Raw genomic sequence first — 20205 nt, forward strand, 5'->3', positions numbered from 1 at the left:
GCCCCATTACCAATGTCGGACACGGAGCCGCAACCTCCGCCGACCGCCGCCGGGCGGGGAAAGCCCCCCACGGTCTTTCCCTCGCCCCTCGGTACTCGAAGGTTTCGCGTCCGACGTCGTACAGCTTTTCGGGTTGTGCGGTTCTGCGCACTGCGTTTCAACTGTGGCTGAAACTCCGTGGTGACGGCCTGTGATTGCATGCATACTCAGTGGCTGGGACGATTGCGGATGCAACAGTGGGGGTTCCGTGCTGCGTATCCATTTCACGGGTGAAGACCTAGCTAGGGTGAGGATGGCGGCCAGGCCGGACGTTTTGTGGGAGACGATTCTGAGCTTTCACCGGCTGCGGGACCGCCGGGGCACGGCGGTGTACGGGGAATGGCGCGCGGAAACCCGTGCCCGGTTGAATGGTGAAACACGACTGCTGGCCGCACTGGTGCCGCCGCGTGGATATTTCCCGGACTTCCTGACCCCGCCCGAGGCGCTCGAAGGGCTCGACGAGGGCCTCGAAGCGGTACGGGCGACTCCGGCGCCGCGGCTGCGCGCCGAGCTCGCGCTGCTGGCCGCCGACCGCCCCCAGCCGGGGCTCCCGGCCCGGCTGGCCGGGCTCGCAGACGGCGAGGGGGAGCCCATGGCCCGGCTCATCGGGGCGCTGCGCAGCTACCACCGGGCGGCGGTCGAGCCCTACTGGTCCCAGATACAGGCCGCCGTGGAGGCCGACCGGGCCGCGCGCGGCCGGGCGCTGCTCGACGGCGGCGCGGATGAAATGCTCGCCTCGCTGCCGCCGATGCTGCGCTGGAGCGCTCCGGTGCTCGAGGCTGACTACCCCGTCGACCGGGAGATCCATCTGGAGGGGCGGGGCCTGCTGCTCCAGCCCTCGTACTTCTGCCGCGGGGCCCCGGTGGTACGACGCGACGGGAACCTGCCGCCCGTGCTGGTCTACCCCGTCACGCACACGGCTCCGCCGACCGCCGCCGATTCCGAGCGGGACCTGGTCACGCTCGGCCGCCTCGTGGGCCACACCCGCTCGGCCGTGCTGCACTCCATAGGCAACGGCTGTACGACCAGCGAACTGGCCCGCAGGGCAGGGGTGTCGCTGGCGTCGGCCAGTCAGCACGCCTGCGTCCTCAGAGAGGCGGGCCTGGTGGTCACCTTGCGCAACGGCAATGCGGTGCTGCACTCGATGACCCCGCTGGGCACCGCGCTCCTGAGGGGCGGGGCCCAGCGGGATCCGGTGGCTCCCGCCGCGGTGGCACCCGGCGCACCCGGTGCGCCGGGCGCACAGCCGGCCGCGGCGAGTGGGCCGTCGGCCGCGGCGGCTATGCGCGGAAGGGCCCGGTCACCTCGTAGGTGATACCGCCCGACGAACTCCCGCTCGAACCGCGCTGGCTGGAGAAGTACAGCCGTCTCCCGTCCGGCGAGAAGGCCGGTCCGGTGATCTCGGAACCGGACTGGCCGTTGATCCGCAGGAACGGCGCGACGACATCGTCCGGGGTGATCAGGCAGATCTCCATGTTCCCGCCGTCCTCGGCGATGAACAGATCGCCCGAGGACGACCCGGTGACATTGTCGACTCCGGTCAGCGGTGCGGAGCCGCCGACGACCAGCGAGTCGTCGTAGGCCAGTTCGTAGGTGCCGCTGGTGAGGTTGAGCTGCCAGAGGCGGTTGTCGCCCTTGGTCGTGAACCAGACCGTGTCGTTGGCGTAGTGGCAGCCCTCGCCACCGTTGAACTTCTTCGCCCCGGACACCTGGCTGCGGGTCGCGGTCGGCGAGCCGTCCGGGTCCGGGACGTTGGCCCAGCTGTACGAGCGGGAGGTGCCGCTGCCGGCCACGAGCACCTGGAGGGTGCCGGAGGAGAGATCGCCCCAGGTGGTGGGGACGAAGCGGTAGAGGCAGCCGTTGGTCTCGTCCTCGGTCAGATACACGACCTTGCGGACCGGGTCGGCGGCGGCGGCCTCGTGCTTGAACCGGCCCATGGCGGACCGGCGCACGGCAGGGGTCACACCCCACGGGTCGGTCTCGTAGACGTAGCCGAGGCTGACCTCCTCGCAGGACAGCCAGGTGTTCCACGGGGTCCTGCCGCCCGCGCAGTTCTGCCGGGTGCCGGAGAGGATGCGGTACGCCCCGGTGATCGCGCCGGTCGAGGAGAACCGCACCGCGCTCGCCCCGCCCGAGGGGTTGATCTCCGAGTTGGACACGTAGATCCACCCGGAGCCGTCGGCGAAGCAGGCACCCCCGTCCGGTGCGCTGTGCCAGGTGTACGAGGTGGTGCCGACCTGCTGCCCGGACCGTGCGATCACCCTGCTGGTGAACCCGGTGGGCAGTTGGACACCGTTCGCGTCGGCGGCGCCGAGCGCACCGTAGGGCCCGGAACCGGGCTGCGCGGGTGCCGCGGCGGCGGCGCCCTGCCACAGTGTGCCGCCGAAGGCGGCGGCGGACGTGCCGATGACGGCCCCGCGCAGGAAGCTGCGTCGTTCCACTGTCACTCACTCCATGATGGGTTTCCGTGACTGCCCCGCGACGCCGGTCGGCGTGCGGGGTCGCGCGCCTAGGGACCATAGAAGCGCGGAGTTGACACGGCTTCAACGACCGGTGAAGGGGAGGCGTCGGGCGGCGGGGCAGGGGGCGAAGCGGCGATCACCCCGCGGGGAGCGGTGCTCCCGCGGAATCGGCGGAGTCCGCGCGATAGCGCCCCGGTGTCGTGCCGAACTCCCGCTTGAAGGCGTGGGAGAGAGCGTACGGAGTGCCGTATCCGACGCGGTGCGCGATGGCGGTCAGCGAGTCCTGAGTGTCACGGAGCAGCCCGGCGGCGACGGTCAGCCGCCACCAGGTGAGGTATGCCATCGGGGACCTGCCGACCAGCGTGCTGAAACGCCGGGCCAGGGTGGGGCGGGACACACCCGCCTCGGCGGCCAGCCGGTCGTTGGTCCACGGCGCGGCCGGGTCCGAGTGCAGCACCCGGAGGGCGGTGGCGGTCACCGGGTCGCTCAGCACGGCGGGCCAGGCCCCGGTCGTCCCTTCGGCCATCCAGGACCGGATCATGTACACGAGCAGCAGGTCGAGGAGACCGGGTACGGCCGTGCAGAAACCGGGGCCGCGGTTGTCCAGCTCACGGCCGAGCAGCTCGATGGCCGCCCGCAGCTCGTGGTGGCCGCCGGCCCGGCCCGGCAGATGGACCACCTCAGGGAGCTCCGCCAGGAGCGGGTGCCGGTGGCTGCGGCCGAACCGGTACTTGCCGCACAGCATCCGCACGCTTCCGGGCCCCGCCGCCGTCTCCGCCCCCGTCTCCGCCGCCCCGCGCCAGCTCTCGAACGGCACGGCCCGGCGCACGGTCCGCGGGTCGGCGGGGGAGTCGGCGATCACGTGGCCGGTGCCATGGGGCAGCAGCACGGCGTCACCCGCGCCGAGCGTGACGGCGGTGCCGCCGTCGGCCAGCAGCCAGCAGCTTCCCTCCAGCACGACGTGGAAGCCCGCGCCCTCGTACGGGGCCAGGCGGGCGCACCAACTGCCCTCCACCCTGACCCGGTTCGACGACGGCTGCCCGAGGCGTACGGCCGCGATGGCATCGCTCAGCACATCCATCACGGCAGCGTACTCCGCGCGTGAGACGCATGCGTATCGCGGAGAGCCGATGATGCATTGGAGTGCTCACCTGCCTGCCATAGATTCGAGGGCATGGACAACGAAGAGCACCAGCACGCACAGAGCATCGTCCTGGGCGATGTCGACGTCACCCGTGTCATCGAGTGGCGGGGCCCGTTCACGCCGGCCCGGGGCATCGTGCCCGGCGTGGAGGCCGAGGTGTGGAAGGAGAACGAGGCCTGGCTGGCGCCCGACCACTGGGACCCGGACAGCGACAACGCCGTGGTCGCCCTCCAGACCTGGGTGCTGCGCAGCGGCGGCCGTACGGTGCTGGTCGACACGGGTGTGGGCAGCGGACGGGAGCGGCCCGGCACTCCGCAGTTCCACCAGCGGGAGGGCGACTTCCTCGCCCGCCTGGCCCGGGCCGGGATCCGCCCGGAGGATGTCGACGTGGTCGTCAACACCCATATCCACGGCGATCATGTCGGCTGGAACACCACCCGCGCCGACGGCGCGTGGGTGCCCGCCTTCCCCCGCGCCCAGTACCTCATCCCGGCCGCCGACGACGCCTACTTCGGCCCGGCGGGTGGGTACGGGAACGGCCGTCGTCAGGACGACCGGCTGATCTACGAGGACAGCATCGCCCCGATCCACCGGGCCGGGCAGGCGGTGCTGTGGGACGGTGCCCACCGCATCGACGAGAACCTCACCCTGGAACCCGCGCCCGGCCACACCCCCGGCTCGTCCGTGCTGCGCGTCGCGTCGGGCTCCGACCGTGCGGTCTTCGTCGGCGATGTGCTGCACAGCCCCGTGCAGATCCTCCGGCCCGCCTGCAACAGCTGCTTCTGCCTTGACCCGGCGGGCGCGGCGGCCAGCCGCCGGCGCATCCTCGAGCGGGCCGCCGACGAACGGGAGCTCGTCGTCCCCGCCCACTTCGGGGGCACCGGCGCGGTGGAGGTCGGCCGGGACGGCAGCGGGTTCACACTGGGTGCCTGGGCCGGCTCCGGCGGGCGATGAGTTCTGCCGGGTCCGCCGGTCTACCCCTCGTGAATCAGCACACCGCACGGGAAACCGCACACGAACCCGAAACAGAGGAACGAACGGCCATGACCCAGATGATCTTCGTGAACCTGCCGGTGAAGGACCTGGAGAGGACCAAGGCCTTCTGGAAGGCATGCGGCTACTCCTTCAACCCCCAGTTCTCCGACGAGAACACCGCCTGCCTGGTGCTCGGCGACACGATCTTCGCGATGCTCATGACCGAGCCCCGGTTCAAGGAGTTCACGAAGAAGGAGATCGCCGACGCCGCCACCACCACCGAGGTGCTCCTCGCCCTCAGCGCCGAGAGCCGGGACCGGGTGGACGAGCTGGCGGACGCTGCGCTCGCCGCCGGTGGCTCGGAGGCCATGCCGGCCCAGGACCACGGCTTCATGTACGGCCGTTCCTTCCAGGACCCGGACCACCACATCTGGGAGGTCGTCTGGATGGACCCGAAGGTCGTGGCGGAGGGTCAGCAGTAGCCCGTCAGTAGTAGCCCTTCGCGCCGTCGAGCAGCTCCCGGATCGTGTCCATGTGACCCGCGTGCCGGGCGGTCTCCTCCACCATGTGGATCAGCATCCACCGCAGGGAGGCCGCCGCGGAACGGAAGTCCGGGTGCCTGCCCGTCTCGTCCAGCGGATGCGCGGCGATGATCTCGTTGGACCTCGCGCACTGCTGCTCGTACTCCTCCAGCAGCCTGGCCAGCGGGACTCCCTCGACCCGCATGTCGGCATCCTCGGGCTCGTCGAGGAACGACGGGTTGGCGGCCGCCGCACCGCCGAGGAAGAGGACCTCGAACCAGGCGTGTTCGACCCAGCGCAGATGGGAGACGAGGGCCGCCATGGTCATCAGCGGCGAGGTGGGCAGCACCTTCCGGTGGGCGTCCTCATCGGACAGGCCCTCGCACTTGTAGTGGACGATCGCGCGCTGTGTATCGAGCCATCCCACGAGCTGGGTGCGTTCGTCGGCGTCGAAGGGCGGGCGTATGCGGGGAGGCATCGTCATGGCGCGGACCGTACCCCCGTCCCGTCCCGCGCCGCACGCGAATTAGCCCCCGCTCCGGTCCCGTTCCCGTCCCGCTCAGGTCCCGTTCACGCCCCGGTGCGCACCGGATACGCGCGCACCGTCACCGCCTCGTCGTCCAGGCAGCGCCCGGTCTCCAGGTCGAAGCGCTGCTTCAGCAGTGGTGAGGCCACGAAGGGCCGGCCCCCCGCGGTGCCCAGCAGGCCGCGCGAGAGCACCTGCGCGCCCGTGAACGGGTCGCGGTTGTCGATCGCGTACGCCCGTCCCGAGCGGTCCACGAACACGGCCGCCTGGCGTCCGTCGGGGAGCAGTGCCGCCACGCCGCGCCCCGGGGTGAGCCGGGACAGCTCGCAGACCTGGAACCAGGTGTCGTCCAGATGGAGTTGGAGCGTCGGTGTCATCATCGGGTCAGGGTCCCTTCCAGCGTCGGGCCCATGGTCGGCCCCAGGGTCAGAATGGTCAGGTCCGGCTTGATCTGGTCCCGTTCCGGGATGAACCTCACGGACGGGTCCGGTGCTTCCGGCGCGTTCACGAACGACACGAAGCGGCGCAGCCGGTCCGGGTCGTCCAGCGTCGCGGCCCACTCGTCGTGGTAGCCGGCGACATGCTCCGCCATCAGGGCCTCCAACTCGTCGCACAGGCCCAGCGAATCGTGCACGACCACGTCCCGGAGGTGGTCGAGTCCGCCCTCCAGCCGCTCCAGCCAGGTGGAGGTGCGCTCCAGCCGGTCCGCCGTGCGGACGTAGAACATCAGGAACCGGTCGATGAGTCGTATGAGTTCGGCGTCGGACAGGTCCTGGGCGAGCAGATCGGCGTGGCGCGGTGTGGCGCCGCCGTTTCCGCCGACGTACAAGTTCCAGCCGTTGGCGGTGGCGATCACGCCGAAGTCCTTCGACTGCGCCTCCGCGCACTCACGGGCGCAGCCCGACACGGCCGACTTGAGCTTGTGCGGGGCGCGTAGCCCCCGGTAGCGCAGCTCCAGGTCGATCGCCATCTTCACGCTGTCCTGTACGCCGTAGCGACACCAGGTCTGCCCCACGCAGGACTTGACCGTGCGCAGCGCCTTCCCGTACGCGTGCCCCGACTCGAATCCCGCGTCGACCAGCCGGGTCCAGATCGCGGGGAGCTGGTCGACCCGGGCGCCGAACAGGTCGATCCGCTGGCCACCCGTGATCTTCGTGTAGAGGCCGAAGTCGCGGGCGACCTCGCCGATGACGATCAGCTTGTCCGGGGTGATCTCACCGCCGGGGATGCGGGGTACGACCGAATACGAGCCGTTGCGCTGGAGGTTGGCGAGGAAGTGGTCGTTGGTGTCCTGCAACGCGCCCTGTTCGCCGTCGAGGATGTAGCCGTTGCCGAGGCTGGCGAGGATCGAGCCCACCGTGGGCTTGCAGACCTCGCAGCCCTCGCCGCCGCGCGCCTCCTCGCGTCCGTGCGAGTCGAGGAGCTGCGCGTACGAGCTCAGTCGCAGTGTGCGGACGATCTCGTACAGCTCGCTGCGGGTGTACGAGAAGCAGCCGCACAGGCCCTGGTCGGCCGCCTGCGGCAGCAACTGGCCGATGACCTTCACGCAACTGCCGCAGCCCGTGCCAGCCTTGGTGCACTTCTTCACCTCCGGCAGGGAGGTGTGGGCGCAGATCTCGCCCTTGGTGACGTTGTGGCAGGAGCAGATGACGGCGTCGTCCGGGAGCGCCGACGGACCGAGCACGACCGGCGCCCCCGCACCGGCCGGCAGCACCAGCTGCTCGGGCGGCACGGGCGGCACGCTGCCGGTGAGGGGGCGCAGCATCCCGTACGAATCGGCGTCGCCGACGAGGACACCGCCGAGCAGCTCGCCGCCCCGGCCGATGACCAGCTTCTTGTAGACCCCGGAGCGCGAGTCCGCGTACACGACGTCCAGACAGCCGTCGGCCGTGCCGTGCGCGTCGCCGAACGACGCCACGTCCACCCCGAGCAGCTTCAGCTTCGTGGACAGATCGGCGCCCGTGAAGGCGCCCTCCTCGCCCACCAGCACATCGGCGACGGTCTTCGCCATCTCGTAGCCGGGGGCGACCAGTCCGTACACCCGGCCGTCGGAGGCCAGGGCGCACTCGCCGATCGCGAAGACGCCCGGGTCCGACGTACGGCACTGCTCGTCCACCACGATTCCGCCGCGCTCGCCCACCTCCAGGCCCATGTCACGGGCCAGTTGGTCGCGCGGCCGCACACCGGCCGAGAAGACCACGAGGTCGGTGGCGAGCGCGGAGCCGTCGGAGAGGCTCATCCCGGTGACCGTGCCGCCGTCGGCGGTGATCGCCTGGGTGCCGACCCCCGTGTGCACGCTCAGCCCCATGCCCTCGATGGTCCGCAGCAGCGCCGCGCCACCGCCCTCGTCCACCTGCACCGGCATCAGCCGGGGCGCGAACTCCACGATGTGTGTGTCCAGGCCGAGGCCCTTGAGCGCGCCCGCCGCCTCGAGGCCGAGCAGCCCGCCGCCGACGACCACACCGGTGCGGGAGGTCTTCGCGTACTCCTCGATCGCGAGCAGATCCTCGATCGTGCGGTAGACGAAGCAGCCTTCGGCGTCCTTGCCCGGCACCGGCGGCACGAAGGGGTACGAGCCGGTCGCCAGCACGAGGGAGTCGTAGGTGAACGTCCGCCCGGAGCGCGCGGTCACCGTGCGGGCGGCACGGTCGACGCTGACGGCGGGATCGTCGAGGTGCAGCTCGATGCCGTGCCGGTCCATGAAGCCGTCCTCGACGAGGGACAGGTCGTCGGGGGTGCGGCCCGCGAAGTAGGAGGTGAGCTGCACCCGGTCGTACGCGGGGCGGGGCTCCTCGCACAGCACGACGACCCGCGTCCGCTCCGTGGCGCCGCGCTCGGCGAGGGCCTCCAGGAAACGCTGGCCGACCATGCCGTGGCCGACCAGCACGATCGTGGGGGTGGTGGGCGTGGTGGCGGTCATTTCAGAAACCTCCGTCGGTGGTGAGCAGGTGGAGCAGCGGGGCGTCGGGCAGGGGGTCGTCGCCCTCCCAGGCGCGGGCCAGCGCGCCGACGGTGGCGAGATCCCCGAGCAGGACGCCCCCGACGAGGCGGTCCCCGCGGACGACGACCTTCCGGTAGGCCCCGCGGGTGGCGTCGGCGAGCTGCACGACGTCGTCCCCGGGGCGCGGGGCGGGGTCCCCGAAGGCGGCGACATCGAGACTTCCGGCGCCACCGAGGGTGAGCCGGGTGAGGGCGCGGGTGCCGGTGTAGGCGGCTGCCGGGCCGGTGCCGGTCAGCAGGGCGGCGAGGGCGTCGGCCTGTTCCACCGCCGCCGTCGCGAGGCCGTAGACGGTGTCCGCGTGCTCGGCGCAGTCGCCGATGGCGTGGATGCGCGGATCCGACGTACGCAGCTCGTCGTCCACGACGATGCCCTGGCGGACCGCGAGGCCCGCATCGGCGGCAAGCGCCGTACGCGGCCGGACCCCGCAGGCGAGGACCACGCACTCCGCGTCGAGGACGAAGCCGTCGGCGAGTTCGACGCCGGAGACCGCCTGTTCGGGGCCGCTGCGCAGGCCGCGGACATGGCACTCCGTGTGGACCTCGACGCCGAGATCCTCCAGATGGGCCCGGACCAGGTCCCCGGCCGCCGGGTCGAGATGGCGGTCCATCAGGGTGGGCCCGTGATGGGCCAGCACCACGTCCGCCCCGCGCTCCGCAAGCGCACGCGCCGCCGAGACCCCGAGCAGCCCGCCCCCGATGACCACGGCGCGCGTGCCCGTACGGGCCAGGGCGGCCAGGGCCAGGCAGTCGTCCAGGGTGCGGAAGGGATGCACGCCTTCGGGCAGCCCGCCCGAGGTGCCGCGCAGCGGCGGCAGCACCGGGTTGGAGCCGGTCGCCAGCACGAGCCGGTCGTACTCCACCGCCGAGCCGTCCGCGCAGTGCACGGTCCGCGCCTCGCGGTCGATGCGCACCGCCCGCACCCCGTGCCGCACCGTCGCCGGCCCGCCCGGCACGGGCGGCAGGGCGATCACCTCCGGTGCGTACCGCCCGGCGAGGACCTCGGCGAGCAGCACCCGGTTGTAGGGGGTGTGCGGCTCGTCGCCGAGCAGGGTGACATCGCACACCGGCGAGAGCAGGCGCGCCAGGCGCGCCCCCGCCATCCCGGCGCCGATCACCACGGTCCTCGTATCCATGCAGGCAGCATGGAGCGCCGCTGTTACCTGCCCGCATCTCCGTTGTTTCCCGTGGGGAACGCTGATCTCAGCGCGGGTGCGGGAGCGGTGTGAGGGCGCGCGGGGCCCTCGGGCGTGGCCGCCTCAGCGGGCGCTGCCCAGATTCCGGTCGGCTTCGGCGCCTTCGAGCATGAGGGTGACCTCCTCGATACGGCGGAAGCGGCCGTCGGGGGCGAACTCCCCGAACAGGTACACCTCCGTGCGCACCGTGGATCCGTCCTTCTTCGTGACGTGGACCGTGTGGCGGTCGGCGTAGCGTGTGTCGTCGTACAGCTCGTCGTGGACCTCGATGGACCCGTCGGTGACGACGGTGCGGAGATGGGCGATGTGCTCCAGGAAGCCTTCGCGGTCGGCCCACTCGCCGTCCGTGCGCTGGCGGTAGTCGGGGGCGAAGTGCCGGTCGGCGGCTTCCTGGAGGTCGGGTACGGGGGTGAGGATCAGGTCGTTCAGCGCGGCGGCGATGCTGGTCCGGTTCGTGGTCATGGTGTGGTCCTTCCAGGCCGGTCACTGCTGGATGATGCGTGCGTCGCGCACGCTTCTCCTGAACTGTAGCGCACATGCGTGCGCCGCGCACGCTAATCTGGGTGCATGGAGAGCGGTGTGGGACACGAGATCGCTGATGCCCTGGGCGTACTGCTCAAGCGCAGCAACCGCCTGGAGCTGTACCGGAGGCTGACGGACGGCCTGGGCGAAGCCGTGGACGAGCTGACCTATCCCATCCTCAGCGCACTGGCGCGCAGCGGTCCGCGCAGCGCCGCCGCGCTGGCCGGGGACGTGGGCCTCGACCGCTCCGGCGTCACCCGCCGTGCCTCCAGGCTGGAGGAGGCGGGGCTCGTCCGGCGCGAACCCGACCCCGAGGACAGACGGGCGACCCTGCTCGCCCTCACGGCTGCGGGCGAACGGACCGTGGGGACCCTGCGCCACCGTCTGTCCGCCCACATCGAGGCCGGCCTCGCCACCTGGCCGGCCGGTGAGGCGGCGGCCTTCGCGCGGAACCTTCAGCGCTTCGTCAGCGAGGGCCCCTTCGCGTAGGGCCCGCCGCGAGGGCCTCTTCATCCGGGGCCGACTGCGAGGCTCCCCTTCCCCCGGGGCCGGCTGCGAGGCTCCTTCGCCCGCGGTCGGCTGCGAGGGTGGGACCCGGCATCCGGGCCGGGAGGCCGAGCGATGACCCGGCATCCGGCCCCGGAGGACGAGCGAGGACCTCACGGCGCTGTGCGGCCGACGGGGAACGTCACCGTCATCGAGGTCTGCGTGCCGAACGTGGCTCCCCGCCCCCGTCAGCCGGACGCATGACGGGGGCGAGGACGGGGCGGTTACGAGGACGGTGGAGGCCGAGCCCGTTGGTTGCCCTGCGCGCCGCTCGCCCAGCGCAGCAAGGGCCACGCCCCGCCGACGGCGGGCACGGCCGGAACGGCCGTGCTCGCCGCGATCTGGGTGGTGTCCGGGCCCCGACGCTGCCGCCGACGCCCTTCTCATCTCTGAGGTAAGAGCCAGTGCGCCGGGCACGCCTGCTGATGGGCGATCAGATATGGGGGTGTGCGGGGCTCATCGCCGTACCGGGGCTTCGTTTTCGCAGGTCACAGTGGTGGAATGGGCCATTGGGTGCACCGTGGGGTCGGTCGCGCCGAATGGGTGATTCGAGGACGCTGTACGGCGCGTCGGCTGGCGTGTGCGAGGTTGGGCACAGGAGCCGAGGCGAGGACCGGGCGAGGAGAGGAACGTGCGGATGACCGCGACGAACAGGCCCCTGGCCGCCGTGAAGGTGCTGACCGTGCTCACCACCACCGGCAGCGCCGCGCAGGCCGAGGCGCTGGCGCGGGGTGCGGTGGAGGCGCGACTGGCCGCGTGTGCGCAGACCTCCGGACCCGTCACCTCCGTCTACCACTGGCAGGGCGCCGTCGAGACGAGCCAGGAGTGGCAGATCCTCTTGAAGACCACGGAGGACCGCTACGACGCCCTTGAGACGCATCTGAAGGAGCGGCACGACTACGCGACCCCGGAGATCATCGCCACGCCTGTGGTGCGTGGCAGTGCGGATTACCTGGAGTGGGTCGCCGCCGAGACGGCCACGCCGGACGTCCCCCCGGCGGGTTCCGCTCAGGAGCCCGCGCCGTGAACGGCCCGCTGCCGTTCTTCGTCTACGGCACCCTGCGCCCCGGCGAGCACAACCACGACCGCTTCCTGCGCGGTCGCACCTCCGCCGAGGAACCGGCCCGCCTCCCGGGAGCGGTGCTGTACGACGGGCCCGGCTACCCGTACGTCATCGAGAACGACGGCGACGGCACGGTGCTCGGCGAGCTGGTCACCGCGTTCCCGGACGGGTATCACGCGCTGTCAGCGGTGCTGGACGAGCTGGAGGAGTACTTCGGCCCCGACGACCCGCGCAATGTGTACGTAAGGGTCGCCAGGGACGTCGAGACGGCCCGGGGGAGCGTCACGGCCTGGGTGTATGTCGCCGCTGATGTGATGGCACGGGAGCTGCGGGCGCGCGGCACCGTGATCCCGGGCGGCGACTGGACGGCCCGGAAGGCACCTACCCGTCCGCAGGCTCCAGCCGCACCGCGCACACCTTGAACTCCGGCATCCGCGAGACCGGGTCGAGTGCCGGGTTGGTCAGTGTGTTGGCCCGCCCTTCGCCCGCCCAGTGGAACGGCATGAAGACCGTGTCCGGCCGGATCGACTCGGTCAGCCGGGCCGGTGCCACCGCCCGTCCCCGCCGGGACAGCACCGCGACCGGCTCTCCTTCCGCCACCCCGATCCGCGCGGCGAGCCGCGGGTGAAGCTCCACGAACGGCCCCGGGGCCGCGGCGTTCAGCTCGGCGACCCGGCGGGTCTGTGCCCCTGACTGGTACTGGGCGAGCACCCGGCCGGTCGTCAGCAGTACCGGATACTCCGCGTCGGTGTCCTCGGCGGCCTCCCGGTGGACGACCGGTACGAACCTGGCCCGTCCGTCCGCCGTGGCGAACCGGTCCAGGAACAGCCGCGGCGTCCCGGGGTGGACCTCCTCAGGGCCGCCCGCGATCTTCTCCGGCGCCTCAGGGCACGGCCAGAACACGCCGTTCTCCTCCTCCAGCCGCCGGTAGTCGATGCCCGAATAGTCCGCCGCCCCACCCGCCGATGCCCGCCGCAGCTCCCCGAAGACCTCCTCGGGGTCCGTCGGGAAGCCCTTCTCGTGGCCCAGCAGCCCGGCAAGACCGTGCAGCACCTCCAGGTCGCTGCGTACCCCGTCCGGCGCCGTGATGGCACGCCGCCGCAGCAGCACCCTGCCCTCCAGGTTGGTCGTGGTCCCCGTCTCCTCCGCCCACTGGGTCACCGGGAACACCACATCCGCCAGCGCGGCCGTCTCCGACAGCACCACATCGGCGACCGCGAGGAAGTCCAGCGCCCGGATCCGCTCCTCGACATGCGCGGCACGCGGGGCGGACACCACCGGGTTGGACCCCATGAGCAGCAGGGCCTTCACCTCCCCGCCGAGCGCCTCCAGCAGCTCGTACGCGCTGCGGCCGGGGCCGGGCAGGGAGCCGGGGTCGATCCCCCACACCCCGGCGACATGCGCCCGTGCCGCGGGGTCGTCCAGCTTGCGGTAGCCGGGCAGCTGGTCCGCCTTCTGGCCGTGCTCCCGGCCGCCCTGCCCGTTGCCCTGTCCGGTGAGGCAGCCGTATCCGGTGAGCGGCCGGCCCGCGTTCCCCGTGGCCAGAGCCAGATTGATCCAGGCGCCGACCGTGTCGGTCCCCTTCGACTGCTGCTCGGGGCCGCGTGCCGTGAGCACCATGGCGGTGGGCGCGTCGCAGAACAGGTCAACGGCCGTGCGCAGTTGCGGCACCCCGACACCGGTGATGCGCTCGACCAGCTCGGGCCAGTGCGCCATCGCCGCCGCCCTGGTCTCCGCCCAGCCGCTGGTCCGCTCCCGGATGAAGTCCTCGTCCGTCCGCCCCTGCGCCACCACCAGGTGCAGCAGCCCCAGCGCCAGGGCCAGGTCCGTGCCGGGACGCGGGGCCAGATGCAGATCGGCCTGCTCGGCGGTCCTCGTACGGCGCGGATCGACGACGATCAGCGAACCGCCGTTCTCCTTCAGCTCTGTGAGGTAGCGCAGCGCGGGCGGCATCGTCTCCGCGAGATTGGAGCCGACGAGGACCACGCATCCGGAGCGCGGAATGTCCTCCAGCGGAAAGGGCAGCCCGCGGTCCAGGCCGAACGCCCTCTGGTGCGCGGCCGCCGCGGACGACATGCAGAAACGGCCGTTGTAGTCGATCTGGGAGGTGCCGAGCACCACCCGGGCGAACTTGCCGAGCGTGTACGCCTTCTCGTTGGTGAGCCCGCCGCCGCCGAACACCCCCACCGCGTCGGCGCCGTGTGCCTCGCGGGTGCGCCGGAGCCCTTCGGCGGTGACGCGCAGGGCCTCGTCCCAGGTGGCTGGTTCCAGCGCGCCCGTGGCGGGGCTTCGCACCAGGGGCGTGGTCAGCCGCACCCGAGAGGAGAGCACGGCGGGCGCGGTGCGTCCCTTGCCGCACAGCGCACCTCGGTTCACGGGGAAGTCGGGGCGCTCCACGACCTCGACCGCGCCCGCGTCCGCGTCCACGCCGGCATCGCGCAGGTTCATCCCGCACTGCAAGGAGCAGTACGGGCAGTGGGTGGGGACCAGTGCGGGGGCGGCGGGAGCGAGGGACATGTCCCTCAGCGTGCGTCGCCGGTGTTACGCCGACGGGCTCCTCGTGTTACGAAGCCGGTGCGGGGTACTCAGCCCGTTGCCCGGGCAAAGGTGAGGTGTCCGATGCCAGCGCTTCCGCGACACCCGACTCCTTGCGCCCGAGGAAGGTCGGTTCCGGCTTGAACGCTGCGTCCAGCGCCGCCTTGCCCGCCGCGAACAGCTCCCGCGTCTCCCCGTAGTACCAGGTCGTGTCGAGCGGCTCCGCGACCCCGACACCGTACGACTCCACCCCCGCCGCACCGCACAGCGCGACGGCCCGTTCTATATGGAAGCCCTGGGTCACCAGCACCGCCCGGTCCACCCCGAAGATCTGCTTGGCCCTGACGCACGAGTCCCAGGTGTCGAAGCCCGCGTAGTCGCTGACGATCCGGCCGTCGGGCACCCCGCGGTCGGTGAGGTACGCGCGCATCGCGTCCGGTTCGTCGTACTCGGTCCGGCTGTTGTCCCCGGTGACGAGCACGACCTTGACCTTGCCCGTCCGGTACAGCTCGGCGGCGGTGTCGAGCCGGTGCGCGAGATACGGCGTCGGGCGCCCCTTCCACAGCCCCGCCCCGAACACCACGGCGACGTCGCGGGCGGGGACGTCGGCCACCGTACGGACCCGGCTGCCGGCGACGGTGTGCATCCAGGTCGCCGGGGCCAGCGCGAGGACGCAGCCCAGCATGACGCCCTGCACGGCGCGCCGCTGCCCGCGACGGGTTCTGGGCAGGCGGAGCGAGAGCCCCCGGATCGAGAACTTGCGCATACGGTGGAGACCCCCTGGATTCGCCGCCGGTCGTTCTGTCGTACGACTCATCTCTTCCGACGTCATCCCGGGCGCGGCGGTTCAGTGTCCGACAGGCGAAAACCCGGCGAGTCGAGCGCCGCCGGTCCGGCATGATGACGGGATGATCGCTGACGCTGCCCGCAACAACGCCGAATGGTGCGACGCCATGTGCCGTGCGCACGGGATCTCCGGAGTGTTCGGCGAGCGGGCCTGGACCAGCGAGTTCCGTACCCCGCCGCTGTATCCGGACGCGGTGACGCTCTCACCGGGGGCCGCGGCCCAGGACGTACTCGACGGCATCGACCGTGCGGCGCCCGGCTGTTCGGTCAAGGACAGTTTCGGTCGGCTCGACCTCTCGTCGGACGGCTTCGAGGTGATCATCGAAGCCCGCTGGATCCACCGCCCGGCCACCCTGGCCACCCCGGTCGCCCCCGCCGGCGTGGTCTGGCGGCCGGTCCGCACGACCAGCGGTCTGGCCCAGTGGGCGGCTGCGTGGGCCGGCGGGGACGGGGACATGGCGGGCATCTTCCGCCCCGAGCTCCTCACCGACCGCGCCACGACCGTGCTCGCGGGCACCACGGAGGCCGCGGAGGGCGGACGTCGGACCGTCGCGGGGGCGGTGGTCAGCCGCAGCGCGTCCGTCCTCGGTGTCTCCAACCTCTTCGCCGTCGACGGCGACCTCGACCGCGCCTGGGCGGGCTGCCTCGCCGCGGTCGCCCGGCTGTGGCCGGGCATGCCGGTCGTCGGCTGGGAGGCGGGGGAGTCGCTGGACGCGGCGATGGGACAAGGGTGCTTGCCGGGCCAGGAGCTGCGCGTCTGGCTGGCGAGCTGACACCCCGTCCGGGCCTGCCGGGAGGGAGCGGCCGGGGAACCGCGGTCTGTCGGCCGGCGGCACGGCCATCATGACCCGGTTCGGCGGACTGCTCGTCACGACGATCGAGGTCCAGCTCATGATGGGCGGGATCAAGACGTACTGCGGCATCACCTGACCTGAGCCCGGTGCGGGGCCGTGAGGTCCCGGAAAACACCTTTCACGGCGCCGCAACGGGGACGCAACCTGCGCCCGTCACGATCGGCTCATGACGGAGTCGGTACACCCTCGCGCGTTCACGGCCCCCGGCATGCTGCCCCCTGACAGCAGCTTCGACGGCACTCTCGACACCACTTTCGACAGCACCGCGCAGCTGCTCACGCGGATCACCGCGCAGTTGGGGACTCAGCTCAGTCACGTCCAGCTCAACGGAGTGCGCAGACCCATGAGTTCTCCCGCATCCCCCGCCGCCCCTTCCCACCTCCACGCCCCCTCCCTCCTCGCCGTCGCCCACGGCAGCCGCGACCCCCGTGCCGTCCGCACCGTCCGCCGTCTGCTCGACCGGGCCCGGGAACTGCGTCCGGGGCTGGACATCCGCCTCGGGCACATCGAGCTCGACGCGCCCCTGCTGCCGGACACCCTCGCCGGCCTTGTCGCGGAGGGCCGCCGCGACGCCGTGCTCGTGCCGCTGCTGCTGGGCCGGGGCTACCACGTCAAGCGGGACATCCCCGATGCCGTCGCCGGGTTCCCGGGGCTGCGAGCCAGGTTCGCGCCGCCCCTCGGGCCGCATCCGCTGCTCGTCGAGGCGCTGTACGCGCGGCTGACCGAGGCCGGCTGGCGCGCCGAGGACCACGGCAGCCGCAGCGCCGGAGTGGTGCTGGCCGCGGCCGGGTCGCGCGACCCCGATTCGGCCGCCGACGCCCGCCGTACCGCCGCCCTGCTCAGCGAGCGCATCGGCGGGGTGCCGGTCGTGCCCGCCTACGCCTCCGCGGTCTCGCCGAGCGTGCCGGACGCGGTACGCGCCCTGGCTGCCCGTGGCCGCCACCGTGTCGCTGTGGCCTCGTACTTCACCGCCCCCGGCCGGTTCGCGTCGGCGGCGGCCGCCGCCGCCCCGTGGATCGCGGCGGAACCCGTCGGCGCCCACGCCGCACTCGCCCGGCTGGTGCTCCAGCGCTATGACGCGGCGCTGGACGCCTCGCCGCTGCCCGGCCGGCGCGAGCTGGTGACGGCCTGAGCCCGACGACCACGCGCCGCCGCTCAGGGCCCGTACCGCACCGCGGGCCCTGAGCGGTTACCGTCGGGGCATGGAAGGCACCACGGGCACGCCAGGCGAGCACGACTACGACGACGCAGCCACCGCGCGCTGGGCCCCCGAGCCCGACAAACGCCCCGGTCGCACCGCCTTCCAGCGCGACCGCGCACGGGTGCTGCACTCCGCCGCGCTGCGCCGCCTGGCCGGGAAGACGCAGGTGGTGACCCCGGGCTCACGCAGCGCCGCCTGGGACCCGAGCCCCCGCACCCGGCTGACCCACTCCCTGGAGTGCGCCCAGGTCGGCCGTGAGCTCGGCGAGGCACTGGGCTGCGACCCCGATCTGGTGGAGGCCGCGTGCCTCGCGCACGACATGGGCCATCCGCCCTTCGGGCACAACGGCGAGCAGGCGCTCAACGACGTGGCCAAGGACTGCGGCGGCTTCGAGGGCAACGCCCAGTCGCTGCGGCTGCTCACCCGTATCGAGCCCAAGCGCTTCGTCCACTCGTCCCACTCGGACCAGCCCGTGAGCGTCGGGCTCAATCTCACGCGGGCGGCACTCGACGCCGCCACCAAGTACCCCTGGGCCCGCGGCGGCCATCCCACCGACCCCGGGTCGCCGAAGTTCGGCGTGTACGAGGACGACCTGCCGGTCTTCACCTGGGCGCGCGAGGGCGCTCCGGGCCACCGCAAGTGCTTCGAGGCCCAGGTCATGGACTGGGCCGACGACGTGGCCTACTCGGTGCACGACTTCGAGGACGGGCTGCACGCCGGGCATGTCGACCCGAACGCCCTGCTGTCCGAGCACGAGGGCCGGGAGATCTGGGCGGTGGCGATCGGCCGCTACGTACCCGACGGCACCGATCCGCAGGCCCTCGCCGCGGCCCTCGACCGGCTGGTGGACCAGGAGTGGTGGCCCCACGGCTACGACGGATCGGCCGTCGCGCAGGCTCGGCTCAAGGACGCGACCAGCCAGCTCATCGGCCGGTTCTGCCTGGCCGCCGAGTCCGCGACACGTCAGGCGTACGGCACCGGCAGGCTCACCCGCTACGCCGCGGAGCTCGTCGTCCCGGACGAGACCCGCCTGGAGTGCGCGGTGCTCAAGGCGGTCGCCGACCGCTATGTCATGCAGCGGGCGGAGCAGGAGGCGCTGCGCGCCGAGCAGCGCATCGTGGTGGCCGAACTCGCCGAAGCCCTGATGGCCAGGGCGCCCGAAGGACTGGACCCGCAGTTCCGGGCGCTGTTCGACGCCGCGCCCGACGACCGGTCACGCAAGCGGGTGATCATTGACCAGATCGCCTCGCTCACCGACGCATCGGCGCGAGCCCTGCACGACCGGCTGACTTCGCGAGGGGCGTAAGGGACGCCGACATGGCCGGAACCAGCCTCGCACCGACCCGAACCGCCGCTGGACCGGCCCGCACACCCCGACACCCCCTCTTCCCCCATCACGCTCCGTGCGGGACGCTCACAGTAGGCGGCGTAGCGTGCTGTGCTGTCCGGGGGGCCAACCCCCGGAGCCCCGGCCGTGAACAACCGGCAGTGAACTAGGAGGAGCGAAGTGGTCGACGCGCATCGGACGTTCGTCATCGTGGGCGGGGGACTGGCCGGGGCCAAGGCCGCGGAGACCCTGCGCGCCGAGGGATTCACCGGCAGGGTGATCCTGATCGGCGACGAACGCGACCACCCGTACGAGCGCCCGCCGCTGTCCAAGGGCTATCTGTCAGGCAAGGACGAACGCGACAGCGTGTTCGTCCACGAACCGGCCTGGTACGCCCAGCACGACATCGAACTGCACCTGGGCCAGCCGGTCACCGCCGTCGACCGCGAAGCGCAGTCCGTACGGCTCGGCGACGGGACCAGCGTCCACTACGACAAGCTGCTCCTGGCCACCGGCGCCGAACCGCGGCGCCTGGACATCCCGGGCACCGACCTGGCCGGCGTCCACCATCTGCGCCGCCTGGCGCACGCGGACCGGCTGCGGCAGGTGCTCGCGGGCCTCGGCCGCGACAACGGCCATCTGGTGATCGCCGGGGCCGGCTGGATCGGCCTGGAGGTGGCGGCCGCGGCCCGTGGCTACGGCGCGGAGGTCACCGTGGTCGAGCCGGAGCCCACCCCGCTGCACGGGGTCATCGGACCCGAGCTCGGCCAGCTGTTCGCCGACCTCCACCAGGAGCACGGCGTCCGCTTCCGTTTCGGGGTCCGCCTCACCGAGATCGTCGGCCAGGACGGCATGGTCCTCGCCGCCCGCACGGACGACGGCGAGGAGCACCCGGCCCACAGCGTTCTCGCCGCGATCGGCGCCGCCCCCCGCACCGGACTCGCGGAGGCGGCCGGGCTCGCCCTGGTCGACCGGGCCCACGGGGGCGGTGTGGCGGTCGACGCCTCGCTGCGCACTTCGGACCCGGAGATCTACGCGGCCGGTGATGTCGCCGCCGTGCACCATCCACTGCTGGACATCCGGCTGCGCGTGGAGCACTGGGCGAACGCGCTCAACGGCGGACCGGCGGCGGCCCGGGCGATGCTCGGCCAGGAGGTCTCGTACGACAGGGTCCCGTATTTCTTCTCGGACCAGTACGACCTCGGCATGGAGTACTCCGGCTGGGCGCCGCCCGGCTCGTACGACCAGGTCGTGCTGCGCGGGGATGCGGGAAAGCGGCAGTTCATCGCCTTCTGGCTCAAGGAGCGCAAGGTCCTGGCCGGGATGAACGTGAACGTGTGGGATGTCACGGGGGACATCCAGGACCTGATCCGCTCGGGCGCCGAGGTGGACACCGAGGCGCTGGCGAACCCGGCGACGCCGCTCACCGGTGTCATCCCGGCACCTTAAGA

Annotated in this window: 19 protein-coding genes; 10 read left to right on the plus strand and 9 right to left on the minus strand. The window is 72.3% G+C overall.

The genetic code is table 11. The features are described from left to right. The first annotated feature begins 247 nt into the window (after positions 1-247). Positions 248-1354: an ArsR/SmtB family transcription factor gene (locus ACFV6V_RS26000; RefSeq protein ID WP_385569410.1), complete on the plus strand. Its 1107-nt coding sequence runs from the start codon at positions 248-250 to the stop codon at positions 1352-1354. On the opposite strand, the gene ACFV6V_RS26005 is transcribed toward ACFV6V_RS26000, so the two are convergent. Both ACFV6V_RS26005 and ACFV6V_RS26010 read right to left on the minus strand, forming a co-directional pair. Next, complete coding sequence (locus ACFV6V_RS26005) at positions 1320-2480, minus strand: PhoX family protein (RefSeq protein WP_385569490.1); 1161 nt, start codon at positions 2478-2480, stop codon at positions 1320-1322. The two genes, ACFV6V_RS26000 and ACFV6V_RS26005, sit on opposite strands and share 35 nt — an antisense overlap. Positions 2481-2637: 157 nt before the next feature. Beyond that, the gene (locus ACFV6V_RS26010; RefSeq protein WP_385569413.1) at positions 2638-3582 is read right to left on the minus strand and encodes an AraC family transcriptional regulator; all 945 of its coding nucleotides are present in this window, start codon (positions 3580-3582) and stop codon (positions 2638-2640) included. A gap of 93 nt (positions 3583-3675) precedes the next feature. Between ACFV6V_RS26010 and ACFV6V_RS26015 the strand changes: the two genes are divergently transcribed. Further along, a complete protein-coding gene (locus tag ACFV6V_RS26015; RefSeq protein WP_385569416.1) occupies positions 3676-4599 on the plus strand; it encodes an MBL fold metallo-hydrolase in 924 nt (307 codons plus the stop codon). 89 nt (positions 4600-4688) lie between these two features. After that, complete coding sequence (locus ACFV6V_RS26020; protein ID WP_385569418.1) at positions 4689-5102, plus strand: VOC family protein; 414 nt, start codon at positions 4689-4691, stop codon at positions 5100-5102. Positions 5103-5106: 4 nt separating this feature from the next. Here the strand turns inward: ACFV6V_RS26020 and ACFV6V_RS26025 are convergent, their stop codons facing one another. The 5 genes from ACFV6V_RS26025 to ACFV6V_RS26045 all read right to left on the minus strand — a co-directional run bounded on the left by ACFV6V_RS26025 (position 5107) and on the right by ACFV6V_RS26045 (position 10322). Continuing rightward, positions 5107-5619: a DinB family protein gene (locus ACFV6V_RS26025; RefSeq protein ID WP_385569492.1), complete on the minus strand. Its 513-nt coding sequence runs from the start codon at positions 5617-5619 to the stop codon at positions 5107-5109. A gap of 92 nt (positions 5620-5711) precedes the next feature. After that, positions 5712-6047: a nitrite reductase small subunit NirD gene (gene nirD / locus ACFV6V_RS26030; protein WP_385569421.1), complete on the minus strand. Its 336-nt coding sequence runs from the start codon at positions 6045-6047 to the stop codon at positions 5712-5714. Further along, positions 6044-8587 (minus strand): nitrite reductase large subunit NirB, encoded by a 2544-nt coding sequence (gene nirB, locus ACFV6V_RS26035; RefSeq protein ID WP_385569424.1) that lies wholly within the window; start codon positions 8585-8587, stop codon positions 6044-6046. The genes nirD and nirB overlap by 4 nt, the downstream gene beginning before the upstream one ends. A 1-nt stretch (position 8588) precedes the next feature. Further along, the gene (locus ACFV6V_RS26040; protein WP_385569426.1) at positions 8589-9800 is read right to left on the minus strand and encodes an NAD(P)/FAD-dependent oxidoreductase; all 1212 of its coding nucleotides are present in this window, start codon (positions 9798-9800) and stop codon (positions 8589-8591) included. Positions 9801-9923: 123 nt separating this feature from the next. After that, on the minus strand, positions 9924-10322 hold the full coding sequence (locus tag ACFV6V_RS26045; protein ID WP_385569428.1) for a nuclear transport factor 2 family protein: 399 nt from the start codon (positions 10320-10322) through the stop codon (positions 9924-9926). 105 nt (positions 10323-10427) lie between these two features. On the opposite strand from ACFV6V_RS26045, the gene ACFV6V_RS26050 reads away from it, so the two are divergent. The 3 genes from ACFV6V_RS26050 (at position 10428) to ACFV6V_RS26060 (ending at position 12413) form a co-directional block, all read left to right on the plus strand. Then, positions 10428-10871: a MarR family winged helix-turn-helix transcriptional regulator gene (locus ACFV6V_RS26050; protein ID WP_385569431.1), complete on the plus strand. Its 444-nt coding sequence runs from the start codon at positions 10428-10430 to the stop codon at positions 10869-10871. Positions 10872-11565: 694 nt separating this feature from the next. Continuing rightward, positions 11566-11955, plus strand: coding sequence for a divalent-cation tolerance protein CutA (gene cutA / locus ACFV6V_RS26055; RefSeq protein WP_385569434.1), 390 nt, complete (start codon positions 11566-11568; stop codon positions 11953-11955). Further along, positions 11952-12413 carry a gamma-glutamylcyclotransferase family protein gene (locus tag ACFV6V_RS26060; protein WP_385569436.1) on the plus strand — a complete coding sequence of 154 codons (462 nt, stop codon included), beginning with the start codon at positions 11952-11954 and terminating at the stop codon, positions 12411-12413. The genes cutA and ACFV6V_RS26060 overlap by 4 nt, the downstream gene beginning before the upstream one ends. On the opposite strand, the gene ACFV6V_RS26065 is transcribed toward ACFV6V_RS26060, so the two are convergent. Together ACFV6V_RS26065 and ACFV6V_RS26070 are read right to left on the minus strand one after the other, a co-directional pair. Next, positions 12373-14508, minus strand: a complete 2136-nt coding sequence (locus ACFV6V_RS26065; RefSeq protein ID WP_385569439.1) for a molybdopterin oxidoreductase family protein — start codon at positions 14506-14508, stop codon at positions 12373-12375. The two genes, ACFV6V_RS26060 and ACFV6V_RS26065, sit on opposite strands and share 41 nt — an antisense overlap. A 46-nt stretch (positions 14509-14554) precedes the next feature. Further along, positions 14555-15292: a vancomycin high temperature exclusion protein gene (locus ACFV6V_RS26070; protein WP_385569442.1), complete on the minus strand. Its 738-nt coding sequence runs from the start codon at positions 15290-15292 to the stop codon at positions 14555-14557. A gap of 142 nt (positions 15293-15434) precedes the next feature. Between ACFV6V_RS26070 and ACFV6V_RS26075 the strand changes: the two genes are divergently transcribed. From ACFV6V_RS26075 to ACFV6V_RS26090, 4 genes are all read left to right on the plus strand, one after another. Further along, complete coding sequence (locus tag ACFV6V_RS26075; RefSeq protein WP_385569445.1) at positions 15435-16145, plus strand: hypothetical protein; 711 nt, start codon at positions 15435-15437, stop codon at positions 16143-16145. A gap of 289 nt (positions 16146-16434) precedes the next feature. After that, positions 16435-17358, plus strand: a complete 924-nt coding sequence (locus tag ACFV6V_RS26080; RefSeq protein ID WP_385569494.1) for a sirohydrochlorin chelatase — start codon at positions 16435-16437, stop codon at positions 17356-17358. Positions 17359-17428: 70 nt separating this feature from the next. Next, positions 17429-18733 (plus strand): deoxyguanosinetriphosphate triphosphohydrolase, encoded by a 1305-nt coding sequence (locus tag ACFV6V_RS26085; RefSeq protein ID WP_385569448.1) that lies wholly within the window; start codon positions 17429-17431, stop codon positions 18731-18733. 201 nt (positions 18734-18934) lie between these two features. Continuing rightward, the gene (locus ACFV6V_RS26090; RefSeq protein WP_385569450.1) at positions 18935-20203 is read left to right on the plus strand and encodes an NAD(P)/FAD-dependent oxidoreductase; all 1269 of its coding nucleotides are present in this window, start codon (positions 18935-18937) and stop codon (positions 20201-20203) included. Positions 20204-20205: the final 2 nt, after the last annotated feature.

This window comes from Streptomyces sp. NPDC059828, from assembly GCF_042731955.1.
Taxonomy (GTDB): Bacteria; Actinomycetota; Actinomycetes; order Streptomycetales; family Streptomycetaceae; genus Streptomyces.

Excerpts from the sequence above, each read along its gene's own strand:
- ACFV6V_RS26010 (WP_385569413.1), bottom strand. The coding sequence starts at position 3,582 with ATGGATGTGCTGAGCGATGCCATCGCGGCCGTACGCCTCGGGCAGCCG.
- ACFV6V_RS26015 (WP_385569416.1), top strand. The coding sequence starts at position 3,676 with ATGGACAACGAAGAGCACCAGCACGCACAGAGCATCGTCCTGGGCGAT.
- ACFV6V_RS26020 (WP_385569418.1), top strand. The coding sequence starts at position 4,689 with ATGACCCAGATGATCTTCGTGAACCTGCCGGTGAAGGACCTGGAGAGG.
- ACFV6V_RS26025 (WP_385569492.1), bottom strand. The coding sequence starts at position 5,619 with ATGCCTCCCCGCATACGCCCGCCCTTCGACGCCGACGAACGCACCCAG.
- nirD (WP_385569421.1), bottom strand. The coding sequence starts at position 6,047 with ATGATGACACCGACGCTCCAACTCCATCTGGACGACACCTGGTTCCAG.
- nirB (WP_385569424.1), bottom strand. The coding sequence starts at position 8,587 with ATGACCGCCACCACGCCCACCACCCCCACGATCGTGCTGGTCGGCCAC.
- ACFV6V_RS26040 (WP_385569426.1), bottom strand. The coding sequence starts at position 9,800 with ATGGATACGAGGACCGTGGTGATCGGCGCCGGGATGGCGGGGGCGCGC.
- ACFV6V_RS26045 (WP_385569428.1), bottom strand. The coding sequence starts at position 10,322 with ATGACCACGAACCGGACCAGCATCGCCGCCGCGCTGAACGACCTGATC.
- ACFV6V_RS26050 (WP_385569431.1), top strand. The coding sequence starts at position 10,428 with ATGGAGAGCGGTGTGGGACACGAGATCGCTGATGCCCTGGGCGTACTG.
- cutA (WP_385569434.1), top strand. The coding sequence starts at position 11,566 with ATGACCGCGACGAACAGGCCCCTGGCCGCCGTGAAGGTGCTGACCGTG.
- ACFV6V_RS26065 (WP_385569439.1), bottom strand. The coding sequence starts at position 14,508 with ATGTCCCTCGCTCCCGCCGCCCCCGCACTGGTCCCCACCCACTGCCCG.
- ACFV6V_RS26070 (WP_385569442.1), bottom strand. The coding sequence starts at position 15,292 with ATGCGCAAGTTCTCGATCCGGGGGCTCTCGCTCCGCCTGCCCAGAACC.
- ACFV6V_RS26075 (WP_385569445.1), top strand. The coding sequence starts at position 15,435 with ATGATCGCTGACGCTGCCCGCAACAACGCCGAATGGTGCGACGCCATG.
- ACFV6V_RS26080 (WP_385569494.1), top strand. The coding sequence starts at position 16,435 with ATGCTGCCCCCTGACAGCAGCTTCGACGGCACTCTCGACACCACTTTC.
- ACFV6V_RS26085 (WP_385569448.1), top strand. The coding sequence starts at position 17,429 with ATGGAAGGCACCACGGGCACGCCAGGCGAGCACGACTACGACGACGCA.